This is a genomic window from Enterobacter asburiae, assembly GCF_007035645.1.
Lineage (GTDB): Bacteria > Pseudomonadota > Gammaproteobacteria > Enterobacterales > Enterobacteriaceae > Enterobacter > Enterobacter asburiae_B.
Genome location: NZ_AP019632.1, coordinates 401,735 through 422,286, shown reverse-complemented (window position 1 = coordinate 422,286; position 20,552 = coordinate 401,735). Strand labels below are relative to the sequence as shown.

At 56.4% G+C, this 20,552-nt stretch carries 17 protein-coding genes; 9 read left to right on the top strand and 8 right to left on the bottom strand.

The annotated features are described in order from the left end of the window. Window positions 1-115: 115 nt before the first annotated feature. Complete coding sequence (gene aaeR, locus FOY96_RS01945) at window positions 116-1,042, top strand: HTH-type transcriptional activator AaeR (RefSeq protein WP_023616809.1); 927 nt, start codon at window positions 116-118, stop codon at window positions 1,040-1,042. Between the two features lie 77 nt (window positions 1,043-1,119). Here the strand turns inward: aaeR and tldD are convergent, their stop codons facing one another. The 8 genes from tldD to csrD all read right to left on the bottom strand — a co-directional run bounded on the left by tldD (window position 1,120) and on the right by csrD (window position 13,391). Next, on the bottom strand, window positions 1,120-2,565 hold the full coding sequence (gene tldD, locus FOY96_RS01940; RefSeq protein WP_029740073.1) for a metalloprotease TldD: 1,446 nt from the start codon (window positions 2,563-2,565) through the stop codon (window positions 1,120-1,122). Between the two features lie 84 nt (window positions 2,566-2,649). Next, window positions 2,650-6,453 carry an AsmA2 domain-containing protein YhdP gene (yhdP, locus tag FOY96_RS01935; RefSeq protein WP_143346424.1) on the bottom strand — a complete coding sequence of 1,268 codons (3,804 nt, stop codon included), beginning with the start codon at window positions 6,451-6,453 and terminating at the stop codon, window positions 2,650-2,652. 42 nt (window positions 6,454-6,495) lie between these two features. Then, the gene (gene rng / locus FOY96_RS01930) at window positions 6,496-7,965 is read right to left on the bottom strand and encodes a ribonuclease G (protein ID WP_010436156.1); all 1,470 of its coding nucleotides are present in this window, start codon (window positions 7,963-7,965) and stop codon (window positions 6,496-6,498) included. Further along, entirely contained in the window at window positions 7,955-8,548 is a 594-nt protein-coding gene (locus FOY96_RS01925) for a Maf family protein (RefSeq protein WP_023309398.1), read from the bottom strand. Before FOY96_RS01925 ends, rng begins: the two co-directional genes overlap by 11 nt. 9 nt (window positions 8,549-8,557) lie before the next feature. Next, window positions 8,558-9,046, bottom strand: coding sequence for a rod shape-determining protein MreD (gene mreD / locus FOY96_RS01920; protein WP_023309399.1), 489 nt, complete (start codon window positions 9,044-9,046; stop codon window positions 8,558-8,560). Further along, a complete protein-coding gene (gene mreC, locus FOY96_RS01915) occupies window positions 9,046-10,062 on the bottom strand; it encodes a rod shape-determining protein MreC (RefSeq protein WP_033146767.1) in 1,017 nt (338 codons plus the stop codon). The genes mreD and mreC overlap by 1 nt, the downstream gene beginning before the upstream one ends. 62 nt (window positions 10,063-10,124) lie before the next feature. Next, window positions 10,125-11,168, bottom strand: a complete 1,044-nt coding sequence (gene mreB / locus FOY96_RS01910; protein ID WP_000913396.1) for a rod shape-determining protein MreB — start codon at window positions 11,166-11,168, stop codon at window positions 10,125-10,127. Window positions 11,169-11,450: 282 nt separating this feature from the next. Further along, entirely contained in the window at window positions 11,451-13,391 is a 1,941-nt protein-coding gene (gene csrD, locus FOY96_RS01905) for an RNase E specificity factor CsrD (RefSeq protein WP_143346423.1), read from the bottom strand. A 182-nt stretch (window positions 13,392-13,573) separates the two neighbouring features. Here csrD and acuI point away from each other — a divergent pair, with 182 nt between their 5' ends. From acuI to panF, 8 genes are all read left to right on the top strand, one after another. Then, window positions 13,574-14,548 (top strand): acrylyl-CoA reductase (NADPH), encoded by a 975-nt coding sequence (gene acuI, locus FOY96_RS01900; protein WP_032659658.1) that lies wholly within the window; start codon window positions 13,574-13,576, stop codon window positions 14,546-14,548. Between the two features lie 77 nt (window positions 14,549-14,625). Further along, a complete protein-coding gene (msrP, locus tag FOY96_RS01895; protein ID WP_029741739.1) occupies window positions 14,626-15,627 on the top strand; it encodes a protein-methionine-sulfoxide reductase catalytic subunit MsrP in 1,002 nt (333 codons plus the stop codon). Further along, a complete protein-coding gene (gene msrQ, locus FOY96_RS01890; protein WP_143346422.1) occupies window positions 15,628-16,227 on the top strand; it encodes a protein-methionine-sulfoxide reductase heme-binding subunit MsrQ in 600 nt (199 codons plus the stop codon). Window positions 16,228-16,461: 234 nt separating this feature from the next. Beyond that, window positions 16,462-16,914, top strand: a complete 453-nt coding sequence (gene aroQ / locus FOY96_RS01880; protein WP_023309405.1) for a type II 3-dehydroquinate dehydratase — start codon at window positions 16,462-16,464, stop codon at window positions 16,912-16,914. Window positions 16,915-16,935: 21 nt separating this feature from the next. Continuing rightward, window positions 16,936-17,397 (top strand): acetyl-CoA carboxylase biotin carboxyl carrier protein, encoded by a 462-nt coding sequence (gene accB, locus FOY96_RS01875; protein WP_010436174.1) that lies wholly within the window; start codon window positions 16,936-16,938, stop codon window positions 17,395-17,397. A gap of 10 nt (window positions 17,398-17,407) precedes the next feature. Next, window positions 17,408-18,757, top strand: a complete 1,350-nt coding sequence (accC, locus tag FOY96_RS01870; protein ID WP_023333644.1) for an acetyl-CoA carboxylase biotin carboxylase subunit — start codon at window positions 17,408-17,410, stop codon at window positions 18,755-18,757. 108 nt (window positions 18,758-18,865) lie between these two features. Further along, the gene (locus FOY96_RS01865) at window positions 18,866-19,108 is read left to right on the top strand and encodes a YhdT family protein (RefSeq protein ID WP_006178860.1); all 243 of its coding nucleotides are present in this window, start codon (window positions 18,866-18,868) and stop codon (window positions 19,106-19,108) included. After that, a complete protein-coding gene (gene panF / locus FOY96_RS01860; protein ID WP_143347745.1) occupies window positions 19,098-20,549 on the top strand; it encodes a sodium/pantothenate symporter in 1,452 nt (483 codons plus the stop codon). The genes FOY96_RS01865 and panF overlap by 11 nt, the downstream gene beginning before the upstream one ends. Window positions 20,550-20,552 lie beyond the last annotated feature (3 nt).

Genomic DNA, 20,552 nt, shown 5'->3' with positions numbered 1-20,552 from the left:
AAGAAACGCCGGGCGAGAATGGCGCAGCCGTTATGTAATTAATAATATATTAACGTAACTGTTATGCTGTTATCTATAATATGTGATCTAAATCACTTTTAAGCCAGAGTGAACAATGGAACGTTTAAAACGCATGTCGGTCTTCGCCAAAGTGGTTGAGCTGGGCTCTTTTACCGCCGCTGCACGCCAGCTTCAGATGAGCGTCTCATCCATCAGCCAGACGGTGTCCAAACTGGAAGATGAGCTTCAGGTCAAGCTGCTCAACCGCAGTACCCGCAGCATTGGGCTGACCGAAGCGGGTAAAATTTACTATCAGGGCTGTCGCCGTATGCTGCTTGAAGTGCAGGATGTTCACGAACAGCTCTATGCCTTCAACAACACCCCCATCGGCACGCTGCGCATCGGGTGTTCTTCAACTATGGCACAAAATGTTCTCGCTGCCATGACGGCGGATATGCTGAAAGAGTACCCCGGTCTTACGGTCAATCTGGTGACGGGTATCCCGGCGCCGGATCTGATTGCCGACGGGCTGGACGTGGTGATCCGCGTCGGCGCGTTGCAGGATTCCAGCCTGTTCTCGCGACGGCTGGGCAGCATGCCGATGGTCGTCTGCGCCTCGAAAAGCTATCTGGCGCAGTACGGCGTTCCGGAGAAGCCCGCCGATCTCACCAACCACTCGTGGCTGGAGTACAGCGTGCGGCCCGATAATGAATTTGAGCTGATTGCCCCGGAAGGGATTTCTACCAAACTGCTGCCGGAAGGGCGGTTTGTCACTAACGATCCGATGACGATTTCACGCTGGCTGGTGGCCGGCGCCGGGATCGCCTACGTGCCGTTAATGTGGGTGATCAACGAGATCAACAGCGGCGTGCTGGAGATCCTCTTCCCGCGCTACCAGTCCGATCCGCGCCCGGTGTACGCCCTGTATACCGAAAAAGACAAACTCCCGCTCAAGGTTCAGGTGTGTATTAACTATCTGACCGAGTATTTTGTGGACGTGGCGGAGCTGTTTCAGGGGATGCGGGGGAGAAGGAAAGAGTAGGCCTTTTTCCATAAGGACGCGGGAGAAAAGACAGCGTGGAGCAGTACCCTCTCCCCTTTGGGGAGAGGGTCAGGAAATTACGCCGTGCCGCCCACCGTTAGGTTGTCCACCTTCAGCGTTGGCTGGCCCACGCCAACCGGCAGGCTCTGGCCCTCTTTACCGCAGACGCCCACGCCGTTATCCAGCTTCAGATCGTTACCGACCATGGAAATCTGCTGCATGGCTTCAATACCGGAGCCAATCAGCGTCGCCCCCTTCACCGCTTTGGTCACTTTACCTTTCTCGATCAGATACGCTTCTGACGTGGAGAAAACAAACTTACCGGAGGTGATGTCCACCTGGCCGCCGCCAAAGTTTGGCGCAAAGATACCGTAATCGACGGATTCGATAATCTCCTGCGGCGTCGATTTGCCCGGCAGCATGTACGTGTTGGTCATGCGCGGCATCGGCAGATGCGCGTAAGATTCACGGCGTCCGTTGCCCGTCGGCGCGACGCCCATCAGGCGCGCGTTGAGTTTGTCCTGCATGTAGCCTTTCAGCACGCCGTTTTCGATCAGCACATTGTACTGCCCTGGCGTACCTTCATCGTCGATAGCCACCGAGCCGCGACGATCGCGCATGGTGCCGTCATCCACCACGGTGCACAGCTCAGAGGAGACAAGCTGCCCGATCTGACCGCTGAACACGGACGTCCCGCGACGGTTAAAGTCGCCTTCCAGGCCGTGGCCTACGGCTTCGTGTAACAGTACGCCCGGCCAGCCGGCGCCCAGCACCACCGGGAATGAACCCGCCGGCGCCGCGACGGCATTCAGATTCACCAGCGCCATGCGCACGGCTTCTTTCGCCCACGCGTCGGCGCGTGCTTCACCATCAACGTCGCCCAGGAACCAGTCATAGCCGAAACGACCGCCGCCGCCGCTTGAGCCGCGTTCGCGTTTGCCGTCGTCATCGACCTGCACGCTGATAGAGAGGCGCACCAGCGGGCGAACGTCTGCCGCAAGGGTACCGTCCGTTGCCGCAACCAGAATCAACTCATACACGCCGCTCAGGCTGGCTGAAACTTCCTGCACGCGTTTATCCGCCGCGCGGGCGACTTTGTCCACGCGACGCAGGATATCCAGCTTCTCTTCACGGCTCATACTCTGCAGCGGATCGATGCTGGTATAAAGCGCTGAGTGCTGCACTTCTCCCAGGGTTTTCACGCGACCATCGCCGGTATCACGCACAATGGTACGTGCGGCCTGGGCGCTCTGCTCGAGTGCGGTGAGGCTAATCTGATCGGCATAGGCAAAACCGGTTTTCTCGCCGCTGACGGCACGGACGCCGACGCCCTGGTCGATGTTGTAGGAGCCATCTTTGATGATGCTGTCTTCTAAAACCCAGGATTCGTGATAGCTCGACTGGAAATAAAGGTCGCCGTAGTCGAGACGGCGTTCGGTCAGTTGACCAAGAATGGAGAACAGGTCCTGATGGCTCAGGCCGTTCGCTGCGAGCAAATGTTCACTTACCAGGTTCAGACTCATCGTATTGCTACTCGTTCGTTGCCGCCCGTGGCGGTATAAAGATCGTATTTATTGAGAGTGAGGCAATTACCTGCCCACGTCAAATCATTGCTGTGCATCTTTGCGCGGCTGGCGCAGCACCTCGTTAATCTGCGGTTTATCGACCGGACCGGTAATGCGGTAGCGCAGAATGGAGACCTTGCTCCACAGCGGACCCAGCACTTTGCTGGCGGCAAACACCGCCGCACCGACAATCGGGTTCACCACAAAGGCCGCCGCCACGCCCACGCTCGCGGAAATTTCCGGCGCAACCACGGCTTCCATATCCAGCTCGCGACGCACGAGGTTGACGGAGCCTTTCATGGCGATATCCGCTTCCAGGCCATCCACCAGCGTGTCGTCCGTATGCAGAACGCCGTCCTTGATCCACGCCGTGCTGCGGATGGAATCGTAGTAGAAACCTTCGCTGAAGGTATCGCTGAAATCGAAGCGCAGCTTGCGCAGCAGCGCATCAAAACTCAGCAGGCGCAGGATCTGCCCGGCGCGCCCCGTGCTCACGTCGGCAATTTCACCTTTGCCGAAGCGGGTTTTCAGAATGCCGTTCAGCGAGGCCTCATCCGGCTTCCACGGGGCGTCACGCCAGTGAAGATCGTAATCGACGTCAAACGACGAGCCGCGCAGCGGCGTGCTGATTCCAAAGAAATTGGCTGCCGCATCCAGCTTGTTGCCTTTAATGTCGCCCTTCAGGGACGTTCGCTGCTCGCCCGGGTTGTTCACCCATTCCCCTGCGGCCGTCATGCGGCCAAAACCGGTATCAACCAGGCCGCCGGAGAGCGTAAGCGTGTTGGCCTGAATAGTGAAATCACCGTCAATACGGCCGTATTTCTGCCCCCACAGCCAGCACTCCGCGCAGCGCAGCTGGAGATCGGGCCAGCCGCTAAAATCGACGCGGGAGACATTGCTCAGCGGCGAGGCTTCTGCCGGTTTATCTTTCCCGCTCGCGGCGCTTGCCGGGTTGTAGTAGAGGTAGCGGATCGCCGCCTGCCACGGCGCGTGATTGCGCATGGTCAGCGTGCCGTTGATCTCTCTGCCCTGGGCCTCCACCTTCGTGCCGTTAGCGCCTGGCTGTGAAACCAGGCTCAGGTTGTTCCACTGCTGCCCACCCAGCATCAGCGACGGCGTGCGTACGGTAATGGCTTGCGGGAACTGGGCGGTTTCATCAACGTTTTGCCCAACGCCTTTCTGGAACAGCGCCAGCCACTCTGCACCGTCCATCGGCGGGAGATTCAGCTCAATGCCCGACTGCTCCGGCAGAGGCGGCGTGGAGCGGCTATCCGTTGTCCAGATGGCTTTGTCGAGGGTGAGCTTGCGGTTAAGCAGCCAGCGGCTGTTGAAGTGGTTTGTCCCGCCCGCGCTTCCGGTCAACGCGAAGCTGTTCAGGTTGCCATCGACGTTCAGCTTTACCGGCAGCGGCTGTCCGGCCTGTTTATCCAGCGGCGCAGGCAGCTGGCTCTGAAGGTTTTTCAGATCGCCCGTGATGTCGACCTTATACTGAGCACCCGCGTGATATGGCAGGTCGATTGCCACTTTACCCTGCCAGGCGACTGCGCCCTGCACTGACGCCTCAATGGGCTTCGGCAGGACCTCCATGCGCGCTGGCTGCCAGTTACCGTCCAGATTGACGGCTACCTGATAAGCCTTTTCACCCTCGGTGGTCGTGAAGTCGATATTAACGGGCTGATTAAACCAGCTGGCCGTAAGCGGCTCGCTCTTCAGGTTTCCGTTGTCAAAGCTGAACTGCCCGCTGAGATTTTTCAGCGTGCTCTCAAGGGGTTTGATGAACAGGCTGTTGTTCTTAAGGCGGACGTCACCTTTGGCGGTGGTCATCTCGCCGTCCAGCGGGATATCAAGATGTAAGCGAGCATTCACATCGCCATCGAGCTGTAGCTGCTGGAGCGTCGCCGCCAGCGACTCTTTCAAGGGCGTCTCCTCAAAGTACGGCCCCACCGCTTTGCCCGGGCCATTGATGTCGGCATCAATCAGCAGCTTCTCTTTGGAGTAATCCGGGATGTTGGCCGTCAGGTTGCTGGCCGTCACGCCGCCCAGCGCCACGCTGTCGGACTTCATCCATAGTCCGTCATTGAGGAAGTTGAGCTCGATATCCAGATCTTTCAGCGCGGGCCAGCCGGGCTGGAACGCAAAGGTCGCGTTATGCAGCGGCACCAGCACCTGGAACTGGCCTTCATTGTGTTTGTACGGGAAAAGATGCGGATTACCGCCGTACACCAGCGTGGCATTGTCCGCCTGACCGCCCTGAATCGCGCCGCTGAGATAGTCCACCAGGGCTTTTCCCATCAGGTTTTCCGGGAAGTAGCGCCAGGCCTGAGAGCCGTCATCGGTGCTGATCCCGGCCAGAATACCCAGCCACGGCTCGTCACCTACAGGCTGCAGATAGCGGAAATCGCCGCGCGCGTGCACCGCTTTGGCTTTCACGTCGATATGGCGGCCATCAAGCTGGAAGCCCTTGTCGTTACGGAGCCAGTTAAGCACCGCGCTGCCCTGTTCGATTTCCAGCGGCGCGCGGAAGACCGTCTCGTAAGGCATTTTGGCATCGTGCATATCAACCGTCAGCCTGCCGTTTTCCACGCTGCCTTCCAGCTTGCCGCTAAAGTGCTCCGCCCCCGGCAGCAGCTTCCACTGCTTCCAGGCAAGATCTTTCCACGTTGCCTGGAAGCGGGTTTTTTCCGTCGTCTGGAGCGGAATATCCAGCGCCAGAGCGTCTATTTTCCCGCTCGGCTGCGTTGCCAGCCAGATCTCGCCCAGGTCCGGAGAGAGTTTTGCCGCCATCGAGCGCAGGCCCTCAATGGCCGCCAAATCGAGGTTGCTGGCGCGGATGCGCAGCTCGTCGCTGCGTTTACTGGCCGTGCCGCCGACGTCCTGCTCCGGCATCCAGGCCAGCGTCAGCGCACCGCGCGGCCACGGCTTGCCATCCATGGTGATGCGCGTATCCGGAATGGCAAACTGCCAGCCCTCTTTCTCCTGGGTCACGTGCGCGGTGAGATTATCGACGGAAAGCTGATGCTGCTGTTTTTCGCCTTTCCAGCTGGCGCCCCCCTGCTTGAGCCAGATATCGCCGCTGGCAAATTCGCCTTTGGTCAGGGTCAGCCAGCCTTCAAGGCTGAAGCGGGCAGTCTCCAGCTGCATATTTTGCTGCAGCCAGTCGCCCAGCCACGGCTTCACGTCAACATCGTCGGCCTGCAGCCAGACTTTGCCGTTGTTTAACAGACCGTCATCGTCCCGCAGATCCATCCGTACCTGCATCACACCGTGCTGGCCATTCAGGCTTGAGAGATTGACCTGCCCCTCGGCGCGGTGACGTTCTTTACCGTTGAGCCAGGTCAGCTGGGGGATCGCCAGTTCGGCGCGCTGGCCGGAAAGGGTAATGAAGCTCACTTCGCTGTCGCGCAGATCGAAGTGATCGAACTGACGGAGGAAAAGATCGCTGAAGCGGTTGGCTTCCAGACCCTGACCGCTATCGCCGCCGGACAGAGGCGTATTGGTCAGGAACTGGAGTTGATAAAAGGTGAGATCGCGAAACTGCCAGCGCAGATGCAGCAGGCTTTGCCAGACGTCCAGCGCCAGGGTCACGCGTTTGATTTTCAGGTGGCCGCCATCTTTGAGGCTGGCGTTTATATCCCGGACATCGAGCGTCGGGCCAAAATTCTGCCAGTTAGCGCTAATCTGGCTTACGTTCACCGGCACGCCGGTGGTGGATTCGATTTTAGCCAGCAGCTGCGGACGCCAGCTGTCCAGATGCGGTAATACGAGGCGTAGCCCGCTCACGAGCAACGCGACAATCACGACCAGCGTTGCCCCTGTAAGCAATAAAATCCCCGGCAATCGCCTCACGCATCTCTCCTTGTCAGCTTTCGTCACGCAGCGTACTGCGTCTTACATCATCACGACGTCAAACTGCTCCTGGTTATAGAGCGGTTCAATTTGTACTTTTACCTGTTTGCCGACAAAGATTTCCACTTCCGCCAGCGCGTGCGACTCTTCACCTTTCAGCGCTTCAGCCACCGCAGGGGAAGCATAGACCAGAAAACGATCGGAGTCGTAGGCATGATGGACACGAACGATTTCACGCATAATTTCGTAGCAGACGGTCTCAACCGTCTTTACCGTTCCGCGCCCATGGCAGGTTGGGCATTCATTACACAGCACATGCTCAACGCTCTCGCGGGTACGCTTACGCGTCATTTCCACCAGCCCCAGCTGCGAGAAGCCGTTGATGCTGGTTTTCACGCGGTCTTTGCTCAGCGCCTGCTCAAGCGAGTGCAGCACGCGGCGACGATGGTCTTCATTACTCATATCGATAAAGTCGATGATGATAATGCCGCCCAGATTGCGCAGACGAAGCTGGCGCGCAATCGCCTGCGTGGCTTCGATGTTGGTGTTGAAGATGGTGTCATCGAGGTTGCGATGGCCGACAAACGCGCCGGTGTTGATATCGACGGTGGTCATCGCTTCGGTCTGATCGATGATCAGATAGCCGCCTGACTTCAGCTCAACCTTACGCTCCAGCGCGCGCTGGATCTCGTTTTCGACATCATAGAGATCGAAGATCGGCTGACGCCCTGAATAATGCTCCAGCAGGCCAGGCATCTCCGGGATATATTCGGCGGTAAACTCCAGCAGCGCTTCATAGGTCAGACGCGAGTCCACGCGAATGCGGTCGAGCTGGGCATCAGCAAAGTCGCGCAGAACGCGCTGAGCAAGGGCCAGCTCACCGTAGAGCTGGTAGCGGGTCTGGTTGCGTTTTTTACGCTCCATCACCTTGGTCCAGACGCGCTTCAGGTAAGCCGCATCCGACGCCAGGTCTTCTTCGCTGATCCCTTCCGCAGCGGTACGGATGATAAACCCGCCCTGTTCATCGCAGTAGGCGCTGACCACTTTCTTCAGACGCTCGCGCTCGGTTTCGCTCTCAATACGCTGCGAAACGCCCACGTGCGACGCGCCGGGCATAAAGACCAGATAGCGGGAAGGTAAGGTGATGTCGGTGGTCAGACGGGCGCCTTTGGTACCGAGGGGGTCTTTCACCACCTGCACCATCAGATCCTGTCCCTGACGTACCAGTTCAGAAATATCGCGCACGGCAAACTGCTTTTGCTCTTCGCCCGCGACGCACTCGGTGTGCGGCATGATATCGGAGGCATGTAAAAATGCCGCCTTATCCAGTCCAATATCTACAAAAGCCGCCTGCATACCCGGTAGTACACGACTGACACGACCTTTGTAGATATTGCCTACTATTCCGCGCCGCGCTTCACGCTCAATATGAATTTCCTGAAGAATACCACCATCAATATAGGCCACACGGGTTTCCGATGGCGTTACGTTTACCAACAATTCAGCCGTCATAATTATCCCTTCCCTCACGCAGTGAGTTAAAATTGCTCAGCAACTCATACGTTTCCACCAGCGGTAAGCCGACTACGGCGTGATAGCTGCCATTAATCTTCCTGACAAAACAGCCACCCAGCCCCTGAATACCGTATGCACCTGCTTTATCCATTGGTTCACCGCTGGCAATATAAGCGGCGATGTCGTCGTCGGTAAGTACTCTGAACGTCACTTCGGTCACCACCAGGCAATCCAGCACGTGCTGGCGGTCAGCCAGGGCGACGGCCGTCATCACCTGATGCGTTTGTCCGGACATTTTGTGCAGCATGCGCGCCGCATGATCGGCATCGCGCGGTTTCTCAAGCACTTCACCGTTCAGAATCACGATGGTATCTGCTCCCAGCACGGGAAGATCGCGTGGCACACTGGCCACGCCCGCCTGCGCTTTCTCGCGCGCCAGGCGAGACACGTACTGTTGAGCGCTTTCGCCCTCAGCACGTTTTTCTTCAATGCCGGTAACGATGCGTTCAAAAGAGACGCCTAGCTGCGTCAGGAGTTCCTGACGGCGCGGGGAGCCGGAAGCGAGATACAAAGACGTCATAGAAACCTTTTATTGCACAGCAAACTGCTGGCGAACCTTACGCATCAGCAGGAATAACCAAGGCCAGAGCACACCGTTTACTACACTACTCCAGAACACTTCCGGTCGGAAAGAGACGTTGATCACTAAAAACTCTGCCCAGAAAACAACGATATCCGCAGCGAGCGACAATAGCATCACCACCAAGGCCTGTTGCCAGAGCGCAAGGTTACGAAAGAGCTGGAATTTGAGTGCGACGAGGTACGCAATAATGCTCATGGACAAGGCGCGCACGCCAAGCGTAGAGCCGCTAATGAGATCCAGTATGGCACCCATCACGAAACCTGTGCCGACATTTACGCGATGCGGCAGGGCAAGGATCCAGTAGAGTAAAATGAGCAATACCCAGTTTGGCCGGAAAACGAGAATATCATCCGGCCAGGGCATCACTTGCAGTAACAGTGCAATGAGAAAAGAGAGCCAGATGACCCAGCGTCCCTGGCTACGATAGCTTGCCACTACTGCCCTCCCGAAGAGAGTTTAGGCGGTGGCGGCGCATCCGGCAGCGGCTGCGTTAACCCGGTTGCCGGCGCCGGTACTGGCGCAGGCGGCCCCATGGAATCCGCAGGCGGGAGAACCTGCGGCATCATCTGCATCAGGCGCTCGTTCGCCACGCGATGCACCTCTTCAGGCGTCATCGGATTAGAACCGTTACGATCGGCGCCCCACAGCAACAGCAGATAGCGCAGACGCTGCAAACCGGCGGTTGGGCGGGCCTGAATCACGGTATAGGCACGCTGGGTGTCCAGCTTGACCGAAGAGACCACCGCAACCGGATAACCTTCAGGGAAGCGTCCACCCAGGCCGGACGTCACCAGCACGTCGCCCACGCGAATATCCGTGTTAGCAGGCAGGTGTTCCAGCTGCAGGTCGTCCGTACAGCCGTTACCGGCCGCAATCACGCGGATGTCGTTGCGCAGAACCTGGATCGGCAGCGCATGCGTGGCATCGCAAATCAGCAGCACGCGGCTGGTCAGTTTAGCCACGGCAACAACCTGGCCCACAACGCCTTTATCGCTGATAACAGGCTGACCTTCATACACCCCGTTCACACTCCCTTTGTCGATCACAACCTGATCGCTGTAGGGGTCGTTCACGGTGGAGATCACCTGCGTGACCATTTTCTGCTCATCCTGACGCAGCGGCGAGCCGAGCAGCTCACGCAGACGCGCGTTTTCCTGCTTGTATTGCCCCAGCATCAGCAGTTCGCTGTTTTTCAGCAGCAGTTCCTGACGTAATGCCCGGTTTTCGAGTTCGAGTTGGTCACGCGAAGACAGCGTTTGAGAAACGGAGTCGAGCAGTTCACGGGGACCATTTGAAACAAAGTAGAAAGGACTGACGGCGGTATCCATGTACGTTCTGATCTGGCTGAACGTACCGAGGCGGCTATCGGCAATAATGACCCCAAGCGCAACCAGAACCGCCAGAATAAGGCGAAACTGTAGCGATGGGCCACGGCTAAAAATTGGCTTCATAGGCTATGCGTATTCTCGCGTCAGAGAGAAAGGGTAGCAAATTGCTACCCTCTCAAACTCGACTACTCTTCGCTGAACAAATCGCCGCCGTGCATGTCGATCATTTCCAGCGCCTTGCCACCACCACGGGCGACGCAAGTCAGTGGATCTTCTGCAACTACGACAGGAATACCTGTCTCTTCCATTAACAGGCGGTCGAGGTTACGCAGCAGCGCACCACCACCGGTCAGAACCATACCGCGCTCGGAGATATCGGACGCCAGCTCTGGTGGGCACTGTTCCAGCGCAACCATTACCGCGCTCACGATGCCCGTCAGTGGTTCCTGCAGAGCTTCCAGAATTTCGTTGGAGTTCAGGGTGAAACCGCGTGGAACACCTTCAGCCAGGTTACGGCCACGTACTTCGATCTCACGCACTTCATCGCCCGGATACGCAGAGCCGATTTCGTGTTTGATACGCTCTGCGGTGGCTTCACCGATCAGAGAGCCGTAGTTACGGCGCACATAATTAATGATGGCTTCATCGAAGCGGTCACCGCCGATACGTACGGAAGAGGAGTACACCACGCCGTTCAGAGAGATAACGGCCACTTCCGTGGTACCACCACCGATATCCACCACCATAGAACCGGTAGCTTCGGAAACAGGCAGGCCAGCACCGATGGCCGCAGCCATCGGCTCTTCAATCAGGAACACTTCGCGTGCACCTGCACCCTGGGCAGATTCACGGATTGCGCGACGCTCTACCTGGGTTGCACCAACCGGCACACACACCAGAACACGCGGGCTTGGACGCATGAAGCTGTTGCTGTGAACCTGCTTGATGAAGTGCTGAAGCATTTTTTCAGTCACGAAGAAGTCGGCGATAACGCCGTCTTTCATTGGGCGAATGGCGGCGATGTTGCCAGGGGTACGACCCAGCATCTGCTTCGCGTCATGACCCACTGCAGCAACGCTTTTCGGCGAGCCTGCACGATCCTGACGAATGGCCACAACGGAAGGCTCATTCAATACGATGCCTTGTCCTTTTACATAAATAAGGGTATTCGCGGTACCCAGGTCAATGGACAGGTCATTGGAAAACATGCCACGAAATTTTTTCAACATACTAAGGGATAATCCTGAAAGCTGGGGCGGAAAACAAAATCCGCTTACTTTACCAACCACACGCAGCAGCGACAAGGCGCAAAAATCATCTGCAACGGTGAAAATTTGTGCAGTACGTTTCCTGATGTTACAAAATCATCCCCTGATTCCCTCAGGGCTGAGTAAACAGTAGCGTTCCCCACTGACGTTTGTAACCCGTTACAGGTCGTTCACTGGCTTTTTGCTCGACATACTCAAAGCTACAGGCGCGATATTCTACGTGAAAACAGCGTAAACGGCAGGTCAAACAGAGTATCTTTGCAAATATTTTTTCACGTTGGTGTCAAGCGGTTGAGAGGCAGCAAAAAAATCCCCCTGACCGCCCATCACGCCGCGCGCTGTTAACATCTGCCATTCGCTTCTGGAGCGCACGCCCGTGGCGAATACTTGTGTTCGCGTACCCTTGCACGCTTCTACCAGACTCTGTACCAGCAGCTGGTTTTCCGTACGCTTCTCAATATTCCTTACCAGCCCCGGATGTAGCTTTAATAACTCCACATCCAGTTCCTTGATCCAGCTGGTGCTGACCAGCGTTAAACCTGCCTGCGTCACAGCGATACGTGCACCGAGCGCATTGATCAAACGTACCACCGGACGTAACCGGCTGATGTGTTGACCTACATCGGCCTCAGCAAGTTCAAAAATAATGTGTTTACGTTGCGATTTTTCGCATTGCATTAGCGTATCACGTAGCCAGCGCTGAAAACGTGGGCGTATTAACGACTCCACGGTGACCTGTAACGCCAGGTTTTCTTCAGGCCAGAAGGATAAAAACGGAATCAGCCGGGTAATTTGCTGGCGGTCATACTCTTCGGACAGGCCAAATTGCAGCACCATCGGCAGATATTCCGCAGAGATGACCTCTTCGGTACCGTCAAAAATACGACACATCAGTTCACGGTGATGAACGTTGCCGTTTTTCATGACCGCGGGTTTTTGATAAATACGTGGCCCGCCGCGGCTGAGCATTTGCTCAATCAGCGTGCGCCAGCGCACGTTGCCGCGCCCTTTTTCCGGCAGCGAGTCATCATAAACCGCCCATCCGTTGGCCCCCTGCAACACGGCGTTGCGGGTAGCGGCTTCCGCGTGCTCCATCACCTGTTCAGTCGATTGTCCGCCACGCCAGGCGCAGATCCCCATGTGGACCATATCGTCCCTGTCGAGCATTTTGCTCTGCGGCAGCGCATCTACCGCCTTCAGCAGCTGGCTGGCGATGCTTTCGGATTCCTTCAGCGTACGGTGAGGCAACAGCACGGCAAAGTCGCTGCGGTGATAGCGGGCCAGCAGCGCGCCCGGGTAGCGCATAATAAAGGTGGAGAGCAGGTTGATCAGCGTAAAGAGGTTTTCTTCTGCGACCCGCTGTCCCCAGGTGTCGCGCAGAAGATCGAAATCGGGCAGGCGAATCATCATCACCACCCCGTGTGTCCCCACTTTTTCTGAATCGTCGAGCAGCGTGGCGAGCTGATTATCAAAGAAAAGACGGTTGTTAAGGCCAGTTTTATTATCCTGCGCCGCGTAAGAGCGGATCAGCGTATCCATACGGCTGCGCTGGTCGCTGGCAAACTGGATTTCGGAGAGCAGGGTATCGAGCGCGCTGCTGGCGCGTGACGGCCACTCGTGGACAGAGCCACGCACCTGCGGGCCGCGTTCACCGTTCAGGATACGTACGGATCGCATCTCCAGCAGCTCCTGACCAGAGAGCTGGCGGCGCAGCCAGCGGACCGCGAGAAAGATCAGCAGGACGATAAACGCAACGGCGACGGTGAGCGGCGCGGTGGTCATCATGGAACGGAAATAGCTGGCCATCGGATCGAGGTAGACCATGTGTATGGTCATCCCCGGATTTTTAAGGGAATGCACCGTCACTTCCCGATACTGGCTTACCACGCCCGTGGGGCGATAGCTTCCCGGTCGTTCATGGCTTAAAACACGATGCTTTCCCTGCAGAATGTCGATCTGAACGATATCAACAGGTACCATCAACTCATCAAGCTCACGGGAGAGCGCCGGTAGGGGCGTCGTCAGCAGACGCGTATCAATCACCGAGGCAACAGACTGTACCCGGTTGACCAGCTTGTCCTGAATGGCGGTGTAAAAACTCAGGGAACAGCCCAGAAGCGTGACAAAAATGGTAAGCCCCGTCAGCAAGGTGATAAAAGCTGAGAACTTCGTCGTTAATCGCATCCTTGAGATTACTCCGTGGGTTGATGGGGTAGCGAGTAAGCGCTAACTTGCATTTCAAATGCGGCATACTACCAAATCGGGCGTATCTGGCAATTTATTGCGTTAAATCGGCACTGCGTTTCCCTGAGCGAGTATAGTCTTCAGAAATTATTTTCCAATCATCTGAGTCGTGAGGACCCCGTATGCAGGCTTTGATCTTAGAACAGCAGGACGGCAAAACGCTTGCCTCAGTGCAGGCGGTTGAAGAGAGTCGCCTGCCGGAAGGCGACGTAACCGTCGACATCGACTGGTCCAGTTTAAATTATAAAGATGCGCTGGCTATTACCGGTAAGGGTAAAATCATCCGAAATTTCCCTATGGTGCCGGGGATCGATTTCGCTGGGCGGGTTCATACCAGCGAGGATCCGCGCTTCCATCCGGGCCAGCATGTGCTGCTCACCGGCTGGGGCGTGGGTGAAAATCACTGGGGCGGGCTGGCAACGCAGGCGCGCGTGAAGGGCGACTGGCTGGTGCCTGTGCCGAAAGGCATGGATGGCCGCAAGGCGATGATCGTCGGCACGGCAGGCTTTACCGCCATGCTGTGCGTGATGGCGCTGGAAGATGCGGGTATTCGCCCTGAGTCAGGGGAAATTGTCGTCACCGGCGCCAGCGGCGGCGTGGGCAGCACGGCAGTCACGCTGCTCCACAAGCTGGGCTATCAGGTCGCTGCGGTTTCCGGCCGAGAAAGCACCCATGACTATCTGCGCCAGCTCGGCGCCAGCCGCATTCTCAGCCGCGACGAATTTGCCGAAACCCGTCCGCTGGAAAAACAGGTTTGGGCTGGGGCGGTGGATACCGTCGGTGATAAGGTGCTGGCAAAAGTCCTGGCGCAGATGAACTACGGCGGCTGCGTGGCAGCCTGCGGTCTGGCGGGCGGATTTGCCCTGCCAACCACCGTGATGCCATTTATTCTGCGTAACGTACGCCTGCAGGGTGTGGATTCCGTGATGACCCCGCCGGCCCGTCGTCATGAAGCCTGGGAACGGCTGGTGCGCGATCTGCCGGAATCTTTCTATACCCAGAGCGCAACGGAGATAACCCTCAGCCAGGCGCCGGAATACGCCAGTAAGATCATGGACAACCAATTCCACGGCCGCGCGCTGGTGAAAATCGCCTAATCTTCAAATTTTCGTGACATATTCGCGCGAATCCCTCTCCTCCGTCATGCTTAGAAAAACGCATGACGGAGGATGCCATGAAAAACCGAAAACTGACGGAAGCTGACGTAACGTCTGAGTCTGTCTTTATGTTACAGCGCCGCCAGATCCTGAAAATGCTTGGCATCAGCGCCACAGCCCTGACGCTCTCTCCCGCGGCACACGCCGACCTGCTCGACTGGTTTAAAGGCAACGATCGGCCAAAGGCCCCATCCGGCGCCCCGCTCACCTTTACGAAACCGGCCGAATGGCAAAACAAGCTGACGCTCACGCCGGAAGATAAAGTTACCGGCTACAACAACTTCTACGAATTTGGTCTCGATAAGGCCGATCCTGCCGCCAACGCGGGGAGCCTCAAAACCGATCCGTGGACGCTGAAAATTGATGGCGAAGTGGCGAAACCCCTGACGCTGGATCACCACGATCTTACTACCCGTTTCCCGCTCGAAGAGCGTATCTATCGCATGCGCTGCGTGGAGGCGTGGTCGATGGTGGTGCCCTGGATTGGCTTCCCGCTGCATAAACTGCTGGCAATGGTTGAGCCCACCAGCAACGCAAAATATGTCGCTTTCCAGACGCGCTATGCGCCGGACGAGATGCCCGGGCAGAAAGATCGGTTCATCGGCGGCGGGCTTGAGTATCCGTATGTGGAAGGGCTACGTCTCGACGAAGCTATGCACCCCCTCACCCTGCTGACCGTTGGCGTTTATGGCAAAGCGCTTCCGCCGCAGAACGGCGCCCCCATCCGTTTAACCGTACCGTGGAAATATGGCTTCAAAGGGATTAAATCTATCGTCAGCATTAAGCTTACCCGCGAACGTCCGCCAACCACCTGGAATCTGGCGGCCCCGGACGAATACGGCTTCTTCGCCAACGTGAACCCGCACGTGGATCATCCGCGCTGGTCGCAGGCAACCGAGCGATTTATCGGTTCCGGCGGTGCGCTGGACGTAAAGCGCCAGCCGACGCTGCTGTTTAACGGCTATGCGGATGAAGTGGCCTCGCTTTACCGTGGCCTCAACTTACGGGAGAACTTCTGAGTGCGTTTAACGGCAAAACAGATTACCTGGCTGAAAGTGCTGCTGCACCTGGCCGGGCTGCTTCCTTTTATATGGCTGTTCTGGGCCGCAAGCCAGGGGCTCTTTAGCGCAGACCCGGCGAAGGATATCCAGCATTTTACCGGTCGGATGGCTCTGAAATTTTTGCTGGCCACCTTGCTCGTCTCGCCGCTGGCGCGCTACGCTAAACAGCCCTTATTGATACGCACCCGTCGCCTGTTAGGGCTCTGGTGTTTTGCCTGGGCGACGCTGCACCTCACCAGCTACGCCCTGCTGGAACTGGGAATTAACAATCTGGCGCTGCTTGGCCGCGAACTGGTGACACGTCCTTATCTGACGCTGGGTATCGTGAGCTGGGTGGTTTTACTGGCGTTAGCGCTGACATCCACGCAATATTCGCAGCGAAAACTGGGCAGGCGCTGGCAGCTTCTGCATAACTTCGTCTATCTTGTCGCGATCCTCGCTCCCATTCATTACCTGTGGTCGGTGAAGATCCTCTCGCCGCAGCCGATCCTTTATGCACTGGCGGCCGTGGCGCTTTTGGCATGGCGTTACAAGAAGTTCCGCCAGTGGTTGCGATAGTTCGCGAAACTGTGCGTTTTCCCGCAGATTACCCGTCAACCGCAAATCTTTTTCGGATAGCGGTTGATAATCTTCCCTGATAAGACCAGTATTTAGCTGCTAAATGCTACGAAATCGTTATAATGTGCGACCTTGGTTCGCCTGACAGCGGTTTTAAGCCTCTGAAAAGGTGACATTTGCGTTTCGAAGGTATATTTTGTTTTTTACCCGGAAATCGCAGGAGATAGCGGCATAATGACTGATAAGTTCCATATCTTAGTTTTGAACGGACCGAACCTGAACATGCTCGGCACCCGTGAGCCAGAGAAGTACGGCACGCTAACATTGAGTGAAATTGTTAACCGTCTGGGAACGGAAGCAGCGTCACTGAATGTGGATTTGGATCATTTTCAGTCGAATGCGGAGTACGCACTCATCGACCGTATTCATCAGGCTAAAGACAATGTGGACTATATCCTGATCAATCCGGCCGCGTTTACGCACACCAGTGTTGCTATCCGCGACGCACTGCTCGCGGTGAGTATCCCGTTTATCGAGATCCACCTGAGTAATGTGCACGCCCGAGAGCCGTTCCGTCACCATTCGTATCTGTCGGATATCGCTGCTGGCGTTATCTGTGGACTGGGCGCAGACGGCTATTCATACGCTTTACAGACAGCGGTAAAACGCTTGTCACAATCACACTAAACAAGAGTACGGAACCCACTCATGGATATTCGTAAGATTAAAAAACTGATCGAGCTGGTTGAAGAATCAGGCATCTCCGAACTGGAAATTTCTGAAGGCGAAGAGTCTGTACGCATCAGCCGTGCAGCCCCAGCCGCTAGCTTCCCGGTAATGCAGCAAGCTTATGCTGCGCCAGTGCAGCAGCCTGCGCTCTCTGCAGCCGTTGCGCCAGCAGCTGAAGCCGCACCTGCCGCTGCAGCAGAAATCAGTGGTCACATCGTACGTTCCCCAATGGTTGGTACTTTCTACCGCACCCCGAGCCCGGACGCGAAGGCGTTCATCGAAGTGGGTCAGAAAGTCAACGTAGGCGATACCCTGTGCATCGTTGAAGCGATGAAAATGATGAACCAGATCGAAGCAGACAAATCAGGTACTGTGAAAGCGATTCTGGTCGAAAGTGGTCAGCCGGTTGAATTTGACGAGCCGCTGGTCGTCATCGAGTAACGAGGCGTACATGCTGGATAAAATTGTTATCGCCAACCGCGGCGAGATCGCACTGCGTATTCTTCGTGCCTGTAAAGAACTGGGCATCAAGACCGTCGCTGTGCACTCAAGCGCGGATCGCGATTTAAAACACGTATTGCTGGCGGATGAGACGGTCTGTATTGGCCCGGCTCCGTCCGTAAAAAGCTATCTGAACATCCCGGCTATCATCAGCGCCGCTGAAATCACCGGCGCGGTGGCAATTCATCCGGGTTACGGCTTCCTCTCTGAGAACGCCAACTTTGCTGAGCAGGTTGAACGCTCTGGCTTCATCTTCATCGGCCCGAAAGCCGACACCATCCGCCTGATGGGCGACAAAGTGTCTGCAATCACCGCGATGAAAAAAGCCGGTGTTCCAACCGTACCAGGCTCTGACGGCCCTCTGACCGACGACATGGATGCTAACCGTGCTCATGCTAAACGCATTGGCTACCCGGTTATCATCAAGGCGTCCGGCGGCGGCGGCGGTCGCGGTATGCGCGTTGTGCGTAGCGATGCTGAACTGGCGCAGTCCATCTCCATGACCAAAGCAGAAGCGAAAGCCGCTTTCAGCAATGACATGGTGTACATGGAAAAATACCTGGAAAACCCACGCCACATCGAAATTCAGGTGCTGGCTGACGGTCAGGGTAACGCGATCTATCTGGCAGAACGTGACTGCTCCATGCAGCGTCGTCACCAGAAAGTGGTCGAAGAAGCACCAGCACCGGGCATTACCCCGGAACTGCGTCGCTACATCGGCGAGCGTTGCTCCAAAGCGTGTGTCGATATCGGCTATCGCGGTGCAGGTACCTTTGAGTTCCTGTTCGAGAACGGCGAGTTCTATTTCATCGAAATGAACACCCGTATTCAGGTTGAACACCCGGTTACCGAAATGATCACCGGCGTTGACCTGATCAAAGAACAGCTGCGTATCGCTGCAGGCCAGCCGCTGTCCATCAAGCAGGAAGAAGTTGTGGTGAAAGGCCATGCGGTAGAGTGCCGTATCAACGCCGAAGACCCGAACACCTTCCTGCCAAGCCCGGGTAAAATCACGCGTTTCCACGCGCCGGGTGGCTTTGGTGTGCGCTGGGAGTCTCATATCTACGCCGGTTACACCGTACCGCCGTACTATGACTCAATGATCGGCAAGCTTATCTGCTACGGCGAAAACCGTGACGTGGCGATTGCCCGCATGAAAAACGCCCTGCAGGAGCTGATCATCGACGGTATCAAAACCAACGTTGATCTGCAGATGCGTATCATGAGCGACGAGCACTTCCAGAATGGTGGAACCAACATCCACTATCTGGAGAAAAAACTCGGTCTGAACGAGAAGTAAGAGACCTGTGTTGCTAAAAGGCCGGATTATCCGGCCTTTTTTATTTCTGGGGCCTGGAAAGCCTCATCATGTACAATCCCCGCTTTCTTCATCCACAAGGGACAAAAAATGGACAAACGTTTTGTTCAGGCCCATAAAGAAGCGCGCTGGGCGCTGTGGCTGACCCTTCTCTATCTCGCAGCATGGTTAGTAACTGCTTACTTACCTGACTCCGCTATTGGCATCACCGGCCTGCCGCACTGGTTCGAAATGGCGTGTCTGCTGGTCCCGCTGGTCTTCATCCTGCTCTGCTGGGCAATGGTGAAATTCATTTATCGCGATATTCCGCTGGAGGACGATGATGCAGCTTGAAGTCATTCTGCCGCTTATCGCTTACTTGTTAGTGGTGTTTGGTTTATCCGTTTACGCCATGCGTAAAAGAACGACGGGCACCTTCCTGAACGAGTATTTTCTGGGTAGCCGCTCGATGGGCGGCGTCGTGCTGGCCATGACGCTGACCGCGACCTACATCAGCGCCAGTTCGTTTATCGGCGGACCCGGAGCAGCCTATAAATACGGGTTAGGCTGGGTGCTGCTGGCGATGATCCAGCTTCCTGCCGTCTGGCTCTCGCTGGGCATACTGGGTAAAAAATTTGCCATTCTGGCGCGCCGTTATAATGCCGTGACGCTCAACGATATGCTGTTTGCCCGCTATCAGAGCCGTTTACTGGTGTGGCTGGCCAGCTTAAGCCTGCTGGTGGCCTTTATTGGCGCAATGACGGTGCAGTTTATCGGCGGGGCACGCCTGCTGGAAACGGCGGCAGGTATTCCCTACGAGACAGGCTTGATCATCTTTGGAGTCAGCATTGCGCTGTATACCGCGTTTGGCGGATTCCGCGCCAGCGTGCTGAACGATACGATGCAGGGCATGGTTATGCTTATCGGCACTATTGTCCTGCTGGTCGGCATCGTCCACGCCGCGGGCGGCCTGAGCCATGCGGTTGAAACGCTCGAGACGATCGATCCAAAACTGGTTTCGCCGCAGGGCGCGGATGACATCCTTTCGCCAACCTTTATGACCTCGTTCTGGGTGTTGGTGTGCTTTGGGGTGATTGGCCTGCCGCATACCGCCGTGCGCTGTATCTCTTACAAAGACAGCAAAGCCGTGCACAGAGGTATCATTATCGGCACTATCGTTGTCGCAATCCTGATGTTTGGTATGCACCTGGCGGGCGCGTTAGGTCGGGCAGTTATTCCTGACCTTACCGTACCCGATCTGGTTATCCCAACCCTGATGGTTAAAGTGCTGCCGCCATTTGCCGCCGGGATCTTCCTCGCCGCACCGATGGCCGCCATTATGTCGACCATCAACGCTCAGCTGCTGCAAAGTTCCGCTACGATCATAAAAGATCTCTATCTGAACCTGCGTCCTGAGCAGGCAGAGAATGAACGGCGCCTGAAGCGCATGTCGGCCGTTATTACTTTGGTGTTAGGGGCATTGCTGCTGTTAGCCGCGTGGCGCCCGCCAGAGATGATCATCTGGCTGAACCTGCTGGCATTTGGTGGGCTTGAAGCGGTATTCCTGTGGCCGCTGGTGTTAGGGCTCTACTGGGAGCGCGCGAATGCCGCCGGTGCGCTGAGCGCGATGATTGTCGGCGGCGTGCTTTACGCCGTCCTCGCAACGTTTAAGATTCAGTACCTGGGCTTCCATCCGATTGTGCCTTCGTTACTGCTAAGTTTACTGGCGTTTGTGGTGGGGAACCGTTTCGGTCAACCCGTCCCACAACCCGCTATGATTTCTACTGATAAATAAAGA